General features: G+C 67.1%; 11 protein-coding genes. 8 read left to right on the forward strand and 3 right to left on the reverse strand.

Going from position 1 to position 12,276, the window contains the following annotated elements; all coding sequences use genetic code 11:
- Positions 1-104: 104 nt before the first annotated feature.
- From AC3WL8_RS23715 to AC3WL8_RS23740, 6 genes are all read left to right on the forward strand, one after another.
- Positions 105-791, forward strand: a complete 687-nt coding sequence (locus tag AC3WL8_RS23715; protein WP_013953543.1) for a hydrolase — start codon at positions 105-107, stop codon at positions 789-791.
- Between the two features lie 60 nt (positions 792-851).
- Positions 852-1,673 carry an alpha/beta fold hydrolase gene (locus AC3WL8_RS23720; RefSeq protein ID WP_211981900.1) on the forward strand — a complete coding sequence of 274 codons (822 nt, stop codon included), beginning with the start codon at positions 852-854 and terminating at the stop codon, positions 1,671-1,673.
- 80 nt (positions 1,674-1,753) lie between these two features.
- Entirely contained in the window at positions 1,754-3,619 is a 1,866-nt protein-coding gene (locus tag AC3WL8_RS23725; protein WP_202947899.1) for an amidohydrolase, read from the forward strand.
- 34 nt (positions 3,620-3,653) lie between these two features.
- On the forward strand, positions 3,654-4,094 hold the full coding sequence (locus AC3WL8_RS23730) for a DoxX family protein (protein ID WP_013953540.1): 441 nt from the start codon (positions 3,654-3,656) through the stop codon (positions 4,092-4,094).
- A 118-nt stretch (positions 4,095-4,212) separates the two neighbouring features.
- The gene (locus AC3WL8_RS23735) at positions 4,213-5,673 is read left to right on the forward strand and encodes an aldehyde dehydrogenase family protein (protein WP_013953539.1); all 1,461 of its coding nucleotides are present in this window, start codon (positions 4,213-4,215) and stop codon (positions 5,671-5,673) included.
- Positions 5,674-5,712: 39 nt separating this feature from the next.
- The gene (locus tag AC3WL8_RS23740) at positions 5,713-6,000 is read left to right on the forward strand and encodes a XapX domain-containing protein (protein WP_013953538.1); all 288 of its coding nucleotides are present in this window, start codon (positions 5,713-5,715) and stop codon (positions 5,998-6,000) included.
- Between the two features lie 8 nt (positions 6,001-6,008).
- On the opposite strand, the gene AC3WL8_RS23745 is transcribed toward AC3WL8_RS23740, so the two are convergent.
- A complete protein-coding gene (locus AC3WL8_RS23745; protein WP_492378917.1) occupies positions 6,009-6,983 on the reverse strand; it encodes a tripartite tricarboxylate transporter substrate-binding protein in 975 nt (324 codons plus the stop codon).
- A gap of 187 nt (positions 6,984-7,170) precedes the next feature.
- On the opposite strand from AC3WL8_RS23745, the gene AC3WL8_RS23750 reads away from it, so the two are divergent.
- The gene (locus AC3WL8_RS23750) at positions 7,171-8,100 is read left to right on the forward strand and encodes a LysR family transcriptional regulator (protein WP_041228923.1); all 930 of its coding nucleotides are present in this window, start codon (positions 7,171-7,173) and stop codon (positions 8,098-8,100) included.
- Positions 8,101-8,345: 245 nt separating this feature from the next.
- Here the strand turns inward: AC3WL8_RS23750 and AC3WL8_RS23755 are convergent, their stop codons facing one another.
- Positions 8,346-8,774 carry a phasin family protein gene (locus AC3WL8_RS23755; protein WP_013953534.1) on the reverse strand — a complete coding sequence of 143 codons (429 nt, stop codon included), beginning with the start codon at positions 8,772-8,774 and terminating at the stop codon, positions 8,346-8,348.
- A gap of 280 nt (positions 8,775-9,054) precedes the next feature.
- Here AC3WL8_RS23755 and AC3WL8_RS23760 point away from each other — a divergent pair, with 280 nt between their 5' ends.
- Entirely contained in the window at positions 9,055-10,596 is a 1,542-nt protein-coding gene (locus tag AC3WL8_RS23760) for a methyl-accepting chemotaxis protein (RefSeq protein ID WP_013953533.1), read from the forward strand.
- 70 nt (positions 10,597-10,666) lie between these two features.
- Here AC3WL8_RS23760 and AC3WL8_RS23765 read toward each other — a convergent pair whose 3' ends face one another.
- On the reverse strand, positions 10,667-12,028 hold the full coding sequence (locus tag AC3WL8_RS23765; RefSeq protein ID WP_013953532.1) for an esterase-like activity of phytase family protein: 1,362 nt from the start codon (positions 12,026-12,028) through the stop codon (positions 10,667-10,669).
- Positions 12,029-12,276 lie beyond the last annotated feature (248 nt).

Below are 12,276 nucleotides of genomic sequence, written 5' to 3' on the forward strand. Positions count from 1 at the left end.
ACTATGCACACACACCAAGCGAACGCCACTGGTGAATGAATGCAGCGGTAGCAATTACTAACTTGCAAGCCAGCCTACCTAACGCCCCCTGACCGGAGATCATCATGACGAACCCCAAGCTCGAAGTCCTGACCCCGCAAAACAGCCAGCTGATCTTCATCGACCACCAACCGCAGATGGCGTTCGGCGTCCAGTCGATGGACCGCCAGGCGATGAAGAACAACGTCGTCGGCCTGGCCAAGGCGGCAAAGATCTTCAATATCCCGACGACGATCACCACCGTCGAGAGCGAGTCGTTCTCGGGCTTCACCTATCCGGAACTGCTCGACGTGTTCCCGGACCAGAAGACGCTGGAGCGCACCTCGATGAACTCGTGGGACGACCAGAAGGTGCGCGATGCGCTCAAGGCCAACGGCCGCAACAAGGTGGTCGTGGCCGGCCTGTGGACCGAGGTCTGCAACACCACCTTCGCGCTGTGCGCGATGCTCGAAGGCAACTATGAGATCTACATGGTGGCCGATGCCTCCGGCGGCACCTCGAAGGAAGCCCACGACTACGCCATGCAGCGCATGGTCCAGGCGGGCGTGGTGCCAGTGACCTGGCAGCAGGTGCTGCTGGAATGGCAGCGCGACTGGGCCCACCGCGACACGTACGACGCGGTGATGAAACTGGTCAAGGAGCACTCGGGCGCCTACGGTATGGGAGTGGACTACGCCTACACCATGGTCCACAAGGCTGCGCAGCGCACCGCCACGCCGCATGAGGCACTGGCCGCCGTGCCTGCCCGCTGAGCCGGCACTGAACCCGCCGCAAGTTCACCCGATCCCTTGATTGCATCCAGGAGCCCCATCATGAGCATCATCACGACGCAGGACGGCACGCAGATCTTCTACAAGGACTGGGGCAGTGGCCAGCCCGTGGTCTTCTCGCACGGCTGGCCCCTCAATGCCGATGCGTGGGATGCGCAGATGCTGTTCCTGGTGCGGCAGGGGTTCCGGGTGATCGCCCATGACCGCCGCGGCCATGGCCGCTCGGACCAGCCGGCGCAGGGCAACGACATGGACACCTATGCCGATGACCTGGCGGCGCTGCTGGACGCGCTGGACCTGCGCGATGCCACGCTGGTGGGCCATTCCACCGGTGGCGGCGAGGTGGCGCACTACATCGGCCGCCATGGCACCGGCCGTGTCGCCAGGGCCGTGCTGATCGGCGCGGTGCCGCCGATCATGCTCAAGACCGCGGCCAACCCCGGCGGGCTGCCGATCGATGTGTTCGACGGCATCCGCAAGGGCGTGGCCGACAACCGCTCGCAGTTCTACCAGGACCTGGCGACGCCGTTCTTCGGCTTCAACCGCCCCGGCGCCAAGGTCTCGCAAGGCACCATCGACGCCTTCTGGGCGCAGGGCATGGCCGGCGGCATCGTGGGCCAGTACGCATGTATCAGGGAATTCTCGGAAGTCGACTACACCGAGGACCTGAAGAAGTTCGACGTGCCCACGCTGATCCTGCATGGCGATGACGACCAGATCGTGCCCATCGACGCTTCGGCGAAGCGGTCGGCGGAACTGGTCAAGGGCGCGACCCTCAAGGTGTATCCGGGCGCTTCGCACGGCATGTGCGTGGTCAATGCCGACCAGGTCAACGCCGACCTGCTGGCCTTCCTGAAGGCCTGAGCCAGATGTCAGTCACCCGCCGGCAATTTATCGCTTCGGCCGCCGCGCTCGGCGCGGCGCCTTTTTCGGAGACCTTCGCCATGTCGCCTGGCAGTCAACCCAGCCTCATCCTCGTCAATGGCAAGTTCACTACGCTCGACAAGTCCAAGCCGCAGGCGGACGCCGTCGCGATCCGTGACGGACGCTTCGTCGCCGTCGGCACGCGCCAGGACATCATGAAGCTGGCCGGCGCGCAGACCAAGGTGGTCGACCTGAATGGCCGGCGGGCCATTCCCGGGCTGATCGACAGCCATATGCATATCATCCGCGGTGGCCTGAACTACAACATGGAATTGCGCTGGGACGGCGTGCGCTCGCTCGCCGATGCCATGCGCATGCTGAAGGACCAGGTCGCGCGCACGCCAGCGCCGCAATGGGTGCGGGTGGTGGGCGGCTTCACCGAGCACCAGTTCGCCGAGAAGCGGCTGCCCACCATCGACGAACTGAATGCCGTGGCGCCCGATACCCCGGTATTCATCCTGCACCTCTATGACCGCGCCATTCTGAACGGCGCCGCGCTGCGCGCAGTGGGCTACAACAAGGACACGCCGAACCCTCCGGGTGGCGAGATCGTGCGCGATGCACGCGGCAATCCCACCGGGCTGCTGCTGGCCAAGCCCAATGCGACCATCCTCTACGCCACGCTGGCCAAAGGCCCGAAGCTACCGCCCGAGTACCAGAAGAACTCGACGTGCCACTTCATGCGCGAGGTGAACCGCCTGGGCGTGACCGGCGTGATCGATGCGGGCGGCGGCTACCAGAACTATCCCGAGGACTACAGCATCATCGAGGAACTGCACAAGGAAGGTCAGCTCACGGTGCGCCTGGCCTACAACCTGTTCACGCAGAAGCCCAAGGAAGAGCTGAGCGATTTCAAGACCTGGACGTCGACCGTGAAGCCAGGCCAGGGCGATGACCTCTATCGCCACAATGGCGCCGGCGAAATGCTGGTGTACACCGCGGCCGACTTCGAGGACTTCCGTGTCGAGCGCCCCGACATGGCGCCGTCGATGGAAGCCGACCTGGAGCCAGTGATTCGCCTGCTGGCCGAAAAGCGCTGGCCGTGGCGCCTGCATGCGACCTATGACCAGACCATCACGCGCGCGCTCGACGTCTATGAAAAGGTCGCCAAGGACATCCCGTTCAACGGCCTGAACTGGTTCTTCGATCACGCCGAGACCATCTCCGACCGCAACATCGACCGCATCGCGGCGCTTGGCGGCGGCATCGCCGTGCAGCACCGCATGGCCTACCAAGGCGAGTACTTTGTCGAGCGCTACGGTGCCAAGGCCGCTGAAGCCACGCCGCCGATCAAGAAGATGCTGGAGAAGGGCGTGAAGGTCGGCGCCGGCACCGATGCCACGCGCGTAGCCTCGTACAACCCGTGGGTCTCGCTGTACTGGCTGACCACGGGCAAGACCGTGGGCGGCATGTCGATGTATCCACAGGCCAACCTGCTCGATCGCGAAACGGCGCTGCGCCTGTGGACCGAGGCCAACACGTGGTTCTCGTCCGAAACCGGCAAGAAGGGGCAGATCAAGGCGGGCCAGCTGGCCGACCTGGCCGTGTTGTCCGCCGACTACTTCGCGGTGCCGGGCGACGACATCCAGGACATCACGTCGGTGCTGACCGTGCTCGGCGGCAAGATCGTCTATGGAGACAGGGAATTCGGCAAGCATTCGCCACAGATCCCACCCGCGATGCCGGACTGGTCGCCCGCCCGCCACGGCAGCCAGTACCAGCCGCGCCCGCAAGCCCAAAAGCTGGCCTTGAACACGGCCTGCGGCTGTGCCAGTTCGTGCGGCGTGCACGGCCATGCGCATGCCAGGGCCTGGACGGCCGGCGTGCCCGCCTCGGACGAGAGTACGTTCTGGGGCGCGCTGGGTTGCTCATGCTGGGCGTTCTGATGCCGCTGCGTTGCCGATGCGAGGAGACCCGACCATGACTGCCCATCCCCTCCCCCCCGCGGCGGGCGCAGCGACCACGCCCTCGGCCTGGCTGCGCTGGCTGGCGCTGCTGGCACTGTCCGCGCCCTACCTGCAGGGTGGACTGGTCAAGGCGGCTGACTTTGGTGCCGCCATCGCCGAGATGCAGCACTTCGGCCTGGCGCCGGCCGCACTCCTGGCGGCGGCCGTGATCGTGCTGGAACTGGGCGCGGCCGCGCTGATGCTGAGCGGGCGGCTGCGGTGGCTGGGCGCGCTGGCGCTGGCCGTGTTCACCGTGCTGGCAACTTTTGTCGCCAACTGCTTCTGGCAGGCGCCGCCGGATGCGCGCTTCGGGCAGGCCAACGCTTTTTTCGAGCATATCGCGCTGGCCGGCGGCCTTTGCCTGGTGGCCTGGGAAGACCTGCGGCAACGCCGCGCGGCCATGGGCCAGGCATGAGCCAGGCCGCCAAGCCCGCGCCGATCCCCGGCGCCGCCGCCCCCGCCGGCGGCAGCTTCGCGCCGCTGGCGCATGGCACCTTCGCCGTGCTACGCATTCCCCGTCCCCAAGGACCCCCATGCACAACCAGCTGTTTATCGACGGCCGCTTCGTCGATGCCCTCGACGGGGACACCCTCGACATCGTCAATCCGCACGACGGCAGCCTGATCACGCGCGTGGCCGCGGGCGCGCAGCTCGATATCGACCGCGCCGTGGCCGCGGCGCGCCGCGCCTTTCCAGCATGGTCGCGCCTCGCCGCCGGCGAACGGGGCAGGCTGCTGGCGCGGCTGGCCGACGCCATTGACGCCGACACGGGGCTGGCCGAACTTGAAAGCGCCGACACCGGCCACCCCATCCGCGATGCGCGCGGCCTTGACGTGCCGCGCACCGCGGCGTGCTTCCGCTATTTCGCGGGCATGGCCGACAAGATCGAAGGCACTGTGGTGCCGGTCGAACCCGGTTTTCTCAACTACGTGCAACGGGCCCCGGTCGGCGTGGTGGGGCAGATCGTGCCGTGGAACTTCCCGCTGATGTTCACCGGCTGGAAGCTGGGGCCGGCACTGGCGGCGGGCAACACGGTGGTGCTCAAGCCGTCGGAGCTGACGCCGCTGTCCGCGCTGCGCGTGGCGGCGCTGGCGGCTGACGTTGGCTTCCCGCCGGGCGTGATCAACGTCGTGCCCGGCTTCGGCAACGTGGCCGGCCAGCGGCTGGCCAACCATCCCGACGTGGACAAGATCGCCTTCACGGGCTCCACCGCCACCGGGCGGCGCATCGTCGAGGCCTCGCGCGGCAACCTCAAGCGCATCCAGCTTGAGCTGGGCGGCAAGGGCGCCAATATGGTCTTCGCCGATGCCGACCTGGATGCCGCCGTGGCGGGCGCAGCCTGGGCCAGCTTCCACAACCAGGGCCAGGCCTGCATTGCCGGCTCACGCCTGCTGCTGCATGAGGACATCGCCGATGCCTTCCTCGCGCGCTTCGTGGCGCTGGCGCAATCGATCCGCGTGGGCGATCCGGCCGACCCCGCCACCGAGATGGGGCCGCTGACCTCGGCCGCCCATCGCGACCGCGTGCTGGAGTCTGTGGAGATGGCACGGGCCCAGGGCGGCACCGTGCTGGCCGGCGGCAAGGCGCCCGCCGACCCCCGCCTGCGCCAGGGCTTCTATGTCGATCCCACCGTGGTCGCTGCGCGCCCGCAGGACCGCATCGCCAAGGAAGAGGTCTTCGGCCCGGTCGTCACGGTACTGCGCTTTGCCAGCGACGAGCAGGCGCTGGCCATCGCCAACGCCACGCAATACGGGCTGGGCAACGGGCTATGGACGCGCGACCTGGCCCGCGCGCACCGCCTCGCACGCGATATCCGCGGCGGCATGTGCTGGGTCAACTGCTACAAGCGCGTCCATCCGGGCAGCCCCTTCGGCGGCGTGGGCGAATCCGGCTACGGGCGCGACATGGGGTTCGAGGCGATGCACGGCTACACCGAGTCGCGCTCGGTGTGGATCAACGTGGATGCCGGCATTGCGCCGCACTTTGCGCGCTGACGCCCGCGCGGCACCACCAACCATTTCAGGGAAAAAGCAATGAAGCTCTATCTGGTATCACTGGCCGCCGGCATCCTGGTCGGCATCATCTATGCACTGTTGCAGGTGCGCTCGCCGGCGCCGCCGGTGGTGGCGCTGATCGGCTTGCTGGGCATGCTGATCGGCGAGCAAGTGGTGCCGCCCGTCAAGCGCCTGCTGGCGGGCGAGCCGGTCACGGTGGCCTGGTTCCGTGGCGAGTGCGTGCCGAAGATCACCGGCGCACCGGCGGCGCCGACGGCGGCACGCCCGGCAGCGCAGGACGCCGGGGACCAGCCGCAGGCGCACTAGGCATTGCGCTAGCCCAGCGCCAGCGTGCGTTGCCGCGCCAGCTCCGCCCAGCGCGCCGCTTCGGAAGCGACTAGCGCATTCATCGCTTCACGTCCGCTGGCCACGACTTCGAAGCCATTGTCGTAAAGGCGCTGCGTTACGGCCGTTTCGCGCAGCGTCTGGCTGACTGCGGCGGCCCGGCGGTCGAGTTGCGCGGCCGGCGTACCGGCCGGCGCGATCATGCCGACCCAGGAGTAGCTGACCAGGCCCGGCCAGGTGTCGGCCAGCGTGGGCACCGTCGGCAGATGCGGATTGCGCGCAGAAGCGCTGACCGCCAGCGCCCGCAGCTTGCCGGCCTGCAGTTGCGCCAGCACCAGCGGCAGGCTGGCAAACATCGAGTCGACATGGCCGCCCAGCAGGTCTTTCAGTGCCGGGGCGCCGCCGCGGAACGGCACGTGCAGGCCATGGGTGCCGGCGGCCTGGTGGAACCATTCGGCGGTCAGGTGGTTGGAACTGCCGACACCCACGGAGGCATAAGACACCTCGCGCGACTGCCGGCACGCCCGTACATAGTCCTGCAGCGTGCGCCACGGCGACGCGGCCGGCACCACCAGCGCCATCGGCGGGCGCACCATGTAAGACACGCCGGTGAGATCGCGCCCGGCGCGGTAAGGCAGGTTCGGGTAGGCCAGCGGCTCGGTTGCATACGAGTCATAGACCAGGCCGATGGTGTGGCCATCGGCCTTGCTGCGCGCCACGATGCTGGTGCCAATGGTGCCGCCGGCGCCGTCGTGGTTCTCGATCACCACGTTCTGGCCGAGCCGCCGTCCGAGGCCCGCATGGACTTCGCGCGCGGTCTTGTCGACCACGCCGCCTGGCGCAAACGGCACGACCAGCACCAGCGAGCCGTTGCTGCGCGCCTGTGCGCCGGCGCGGCCGGCCAGCAGCACGGCCGCGGCGCCGCCCAGCACCAGCCGGCGGCGATGCAATGCACGGATCTGCATGACGGATCTGCCCCTCGTTCGCTATGATTGCCGTCGAACTGCCTTCTGATCGCGGCTGGAATGGCGCCGCGCGTCAACGTTGTGCAACCAAGCGCGGCAAGTTGCCGGGCGCTCCCATCGGCCCGGCGAGCGCCAGATGGTAGCACTGCCGCGTGTCAACATCGATCCCTTCGCCGCCGGGTTTGCCATGGACCGTTTTCTAAGTATCGAAGCCTTTGTCAGGGTCGCGGACACGCTTAGCTTTGCCGAGGCCGCGCGCCAGCTCGGCGTGACCAATTCCGTGGTCAGCCACCGCGTGCAGCAGCTCGAGAAGTACATCAACGCGCCGCTGTTCCATCGCAGCACGCGGCACGTGCGCCTGTCGGAAGTGGGCGAGACCTACTATCGTCAATGCGCCGACGTGGTCGCCAACCTGACCGACCTGACCGACCAGATGCGCGACCTGCGCGCCACCCCGGCCGGGCGCCTGCGCATCCAGGTGCTGCCCGGGTTTGCCATCCGGCACTTCGCCGACATCCTGGCCGGCTTCAGCCAGCAGTATCCGGATATCGAGCTGGACATCGTCGTCAACGACCGCGTCATCGACCCGATCGAAGAAGGCTTCGACGTGGCCTTCCAGATCTTTGCGCCCCAGAACGATTCGCTGATCGCGCGGCGCTTGTTCACGCTGCGCCGCATCTTCTGCGTGGCCCCGGCGTTCATCGAACGCTGGGGCAAGCCGGAGCGGCCGGCGGACCTGATCTGCAGCAAGGTGGCGCTGTATTCCGCCTACCCGACCCGCAACAAGTGGACCTTCTCGCGCGATGCCGAATCGGTCGAGATCGACCTGGCCCCGCGCATGCGCACCAACTCCGTCCACCTGTTGCGTGACTACGCCGTCAGCGGCGCCGCCGTGGTCTGCCTGCCCACGCTGGTCGCCAGCGAAGACCTGCTGGCCGGCCGGCTGGTGCCGGTGCTGCACGACTATTCGCTGTCATCGTTCGAGTTCGCCGCCGTGTATCCGGCCACGCAGCGGCAGGCGCTGAAGGTGCGGGTGCTGGTGGACTACCTGGCGGAAAGCCTGCAGGGCGAGCCGCCGTGGGATGTGCCGTTGATGGAGCGGGGATGGGTGCGGTGAGGCCGCCTTCAGGGAGCCGGGACCCGCGGCGGTAGTGCCAGGGTCGTCGCCTGCCGCGGCGGTGGCACGGCTTGCGGCTACGATAGCGTAGGTCCCCAATCGTTCCTCCACACAGGAAGCAACTACCTCGGCAACGACCCGGCCAGTACCAGGGTGAAGCATCGGCCGGCGGACCTCGAGGCGCACGCCCGCTTTGCCGGGGCGATTGCCCCAGCCCGCCCGAGCAGCGCTAGCGGTGGTCTGCGCTAGCCTTTGGTTTTCGGCTTGAGCAACTCGCCAGCCTCCTTCACATTCTGCTCGGCGCGCTTGCTGATCACCGCAAGCGCCTCGGCCTGCGCCTTCTGCGCGGTTTCGGCCAGCGCGCGCATGTTCTCCAATGCCTGGTGCAGCTGCTGCTGCACGAATTCACTGTGCTTGGCCATGGCCTCGGCAGGATTGCCCGCGGTGCTGTACTGCTGAGCGGCCGCCTGCAGCTGCTGCATGGTCTGGGCGAAGATCTCCTGCTGCTTCTGCACGACGGCCTGGATACCCTCATAGGCCAGCTTGTTGGCCTCGGTCAGGGCCTCGATGTCCTTGCGGCGCGCTTCGATTACCGCGCTCATGTCCACGCCCGGCAGGCGGAACTGTTCCATCATCTTGGTGAAGTCTGCAAAGGGATTGGGAGGCGTGGCCATGCTGGGTCTCCTTCTGGAAGGACTGGCAGGGTGGCCGGCGGCGGGGTTGGCATGCTCCCTTCGGCCGGATTCCTGTCCACTATAGCCGGTATCCGCACACTTCTGGCCGTCAATCGAGGAAGACCCTAAAGATTCCGGACCCCATGCCGTTGGCATCCATAGCCCGCAAGTGCGTCGGCCCGACCGGGCCCGTCCGCGGACGATGAGAGCGAAGAACGCCGCGCCGGTCCCAGGCGCGGACCGGCACTTCGCCGTAACCAGTGCTAATCAGGTAGAAGACATGAAGAATCTAGGCATCGGGGTCCGCCTCGGCATCGGCTTTGGGGTGGTATTGCTGCTTTCTGCGCTCATGACGGTATTCGGCATGATGCGCCTGCAACAGGTGGCTGAGCGCACGCACGCAATGATGCAGCAGCCGCTGACCAAGGAGCGGCTGGTCAGCGACTGGTACCGCCTCATGCACACCAGCGTGCGCCGCACCACGGCGGTGGCGCGCAGTGCCGACCCGTCGCTCGGGGCATTCTTCGCGGCCGAGACCAAGGCGTCGATCGAAGGCATCGCCGCGCTGCGCGACAAGCTCCAGCCGATGCTCAGCTCGGCCGAGGAGAAGGCCGCATTCCAGAAGATCCTGAGTGTGCGCGACCCGTACAACAACGGCCGCGACAAGATCACCAAACTCAAGCAAGAGGGGCTGACCGAAGAGGCCAACCAGGTGCTGGAGAAAGACTTCGTTCCCGCCGGCGACGCCTACCTGGGCGAGATCCAGAAGCTGCTCGACATCCAGCGCGCCAGCATCGACGCCACCGCGCGCGATATCAACGGCATCTACGTCAACGCCCGCAATAGCCTGATCGGGCTGGGCGTGGTGGTGCTGGCGATCGGCATCGCGTTCTCGGTATGGCTGACGGCGGGCATCACGCGGCCGCTGCATCGCGCCGTGGCGGTGGCGCGCACCGTGGCGTCGGGCGACCTGACCAGCCGCATCGACGTCGACAGCCGCGATGAAACCGGACAGCTGCTGCAGGCGCTGGCGGACATGAACGCCAATATCCTGCGCATCGTGCGCCAGGTGCGCGCGGGCACGGAGTCGATCGTGTCCGGCACCAGCCAGATCGCGGCCGGCAACACCGACCTGTCGCAGCGCACGGAAGAACAGGCCTCGTCGCTGCAGCAGACCGCGGCCAGCATGGAAGAGCTGACCAGCATCGTGCGCCAGAACGCGGACAACGCGCGACAGGCCAGCACGCTGGCGGTCAATGCCTCGGACATCGCCGAGAAGGGCGGCGACGCGGCGGGCAAGGTTGCCGAGACCATGGAAGAGATCAACGGCGCGTCGAGGAAGGTGGTCGACATCATCGCCGTGATTGAAGGCATCGCTTTCCAGACCAATATCCTGGCGCTCAATGCCGCGGTGGAAGCGGCGCGTGCCGGCGAACAGGGCCGCGGCTTCGCCGTGGTCGCGGGCGAGGTGCGCACGCTCGCGCAGCGCAGCGCCTCTGCCGCCAAGGAAATCAAGGCGCTGATCGGGGATTCGGTCGATCGCGTCGAGAAGGGTTCGATGCAGGTGACGCAGGCCGGCCAGACCATGGTGGAGATCGTTGCCGCGGTCAAGCGCGTGACCGACATTATGGGCGAGATCAGCGCGGCCTCGGCCGAGCAGAGCGCGGGGATCGAGCAGGTCAACCAGGCGGTGACGCAAATGGATACCGTGACGCAGCAGAACGCGGCGCTGGTGGAAGAGGCCGCCGCTGCAGCGGGCTCGCTGGAGGAGCAGGCACAGCGGCTGAAAGAGGCAGTGTCGACGTTCAGGCTGGCGGCGTAAGCGCACCCTGTTTGTTTTCTCCCCTCTCCCGCAAGCGGGAGAGGGGAGAATCCCCCATCACAGCAGACGCTCACCGCGCCTTCAAGAAATCCGCCACCTCCAGCAACACCAGCTCATTGTCATCCGCCTGGTTCGGCTCGCGGCTGCTGCTGAAGGGCAGGTTGTTGTCGTTGCCCACCACGATATGCGTGGCGTCGACCACGTCGACGTTCTCGATGGTGAAAAACGGGAACGCCAGCACGCCATCCGTCAACGGCTTGCGCGCAAGCTTGCCCGGATCGGCAATGCGCAGCAGGTCGATATAGCCGATCTTGCGCAGCGGCCCGCCGGCGTTGGCATCGCTCAGTTCGACCTTGTACACGCGCTTGAACTTGGCCACGTCGTCAAAGCAGTCCGGGCGCTTCTGCCCGGCCGGGCAGGCCTTGTCCGGCGTGCCTTCGCCGTTGTCGCGCTCGATGATAAGGCCGGTGGTGGCATCGATCATGTTGAAGTCGCCGATGGCATGGCTGGCGCCTTCCAGCACGTATTTCCAGTGGCGGCCGGTCCAGGCCTGCTGCCTGACATCAAACTCCAGCACGCGCAGGTAGGGCTTGCCGCCTTCGTTCTCGTAACCCTTGGCGGCCTCGTCCCACAGCGCGCCTTCCAGCAGCGCGTACAGCTTGCTGCCGTCGGGCGAGGACGCCATGCCCTCGAAACCCTTGGAGCGCCGCACCTGGAACTTCACGCTGCCGTCCGGCGCGCCGGGCGCGGTGACGGCGGGATGGTCGGGCGAGCGCACCACCTTGCCGTCGACCATGGTGTCGAACACGGCCAGTACCTTGCCGTCCAGGTCCGCCTTGATCAGGAACGGGCCGAATTCATCGCCGATCCACAGCGCGCCGCCGGCGAACTGGAAGCTCTCCGTATCGAAATCCGACCCCGTCAGGTAGCGCTGCCTGGTGCCCTCGTGGACGATGCGGAACGGCACCTTCTTGTCGGGGTCGTGCAGGAAGATGGTCTTCAGGCGCTGCAGGCGGCCGCTGCCAAAGTCCACCTTGTAGTGGTTCAGGTACAGCATGAAGTCCGGCGAGTTGGCCTTGGCGCCGGCGCCGTTGTCGGTCAGCACCCAGAAACTGCCGTCGGCCATGCGCTTGATGCCGGAATGCCCCTGTGCCGGCTGGCCGCGGAACGGCAGCGACACGCCGGTGGGGCGGCCATTGGACTTGCCTTCGACCGTGCCCGGCGTGTCCACACGCTGCGCGGTGGTGAACTTGCCGCTGACCTGCAGGTCAGCGGGCGCGTCCTTCGGCACGGCAAGCAGGGTCTGGGCCGGCAGCACCGCGTGGCCGGCCAGCGTGGCGGGGTAGGCAGCAGGGGCCTGCGCCCAGGCCTGCGCCACCCCCAGGCAGCCCAGTGCGATGGCCGCCTGGGCCAGCAGCAAATGACGAGACATTGTGGTTTTCCTTGGCGTTGAAGAGGACAAAACCCTGCATTGTCGACGCCAAGTTTGACAGGACTGTGATCCGCGGGGCGCACGGCCCGGTCATGTTGCGCCGCAGCGTAGGCGCCATGCGGGCACCGTGCCGGTGCAATCTGCGAACAATCATGCTGCGCGGGCGGCCCAATGCGGCACCGGCGTCCGGATTTTTGCCGATAGCCGCGCAAAAAGCAGTGGGATTTCAGGCCCCTGAAAGCAAACTG

Source organism: Cupriavidus sp. FW305-F7 (assembly GCF_058782875.1).

Excerpts from the sequence above, each read along its gene's own strand:
- AC3WL8_RS23765 (WP_013953532.1), bottom strand. The coding sequence starts at position 12,028 with ATGTCTCGTCATTTGCTGCTGGCCCAGGCGGCCATCGCACTGGGCTGC.
- AC3WL8_RS23720 (WP_211981900.1), top strand. The coding sequence starts at position 852 with ATGAGCATCATCACGACGCAGGACGGCACGCAGATCTTCTACAAGGAC.
- AC3WL8_RS23740 (WP_013953538.1), top strand. The coding sequence starts at position 5,713 with ATGAAGCTCTATCTGGTATCACTGGCCGCCGGCATCCTGGTCGGCATC.
- AC3WL8_RS23735 (WP_013953539.1), top strand. The coding sequence starts at position 4,213 with ATGCACAACCAGCTGTTTATCGACGGCCGCTTCGTCGATGCCCTCGAC.
- AC3WL8_RS23760 (WP_013953533.1), top strand. The coding sequence starts at position 9,055 with ATGAAGAATCTAGGCATCGGGGTCCGCCTCGGCATCGGCTTTGGGGTG.
- AC3WL8_RS23730 (WP_013953540.1), top strand. The coding sequence starts at position 3,654 with ATGACTGCCCATCCCCTCCCCCCCGCGGCGGGCGCAGCGACCACGCCC.
- AC3WL8_RS23745 (WP_492378917.1), bottom strand. The coding sequence starts at position 6,983 with ATGCAGATCCGTGCATTGCATCGCCGCCGGCTGGTGCTGGGCGGCGCC.
- AC3WL8_RS23725 (WP_202947899.1), top strand. The coding sequence starts at position 1,754 with ATGTCGCCTGGCAGTCAACCCAGCCTCATCCTCGTCAATGGCAAGTTC.
- AC3WL8_RS23715 (WP_013953543.1), top strand. The coding sequence starts at position 105 with ATGACGAACCCCAAGCTCGAAGTCCTGACCCCGCAAAACAGCCAGCTG.
- AC3WL8_RS23755 (WP_013953534.1), bottom strand. The coding sequence starts at position 8,774 with ATGGCCACGCCTCCCAATCCCTTTGCAGACTTCACCAAGATGATGGAA.
- AC3WL8_RS23750 (WP_041228923.1), top strand. The coding sequence starts at position 7,171 with ATGGACCGTTTTCTAAGTATCGAAGCCTTTGTCAGGGTCGCGGACACG.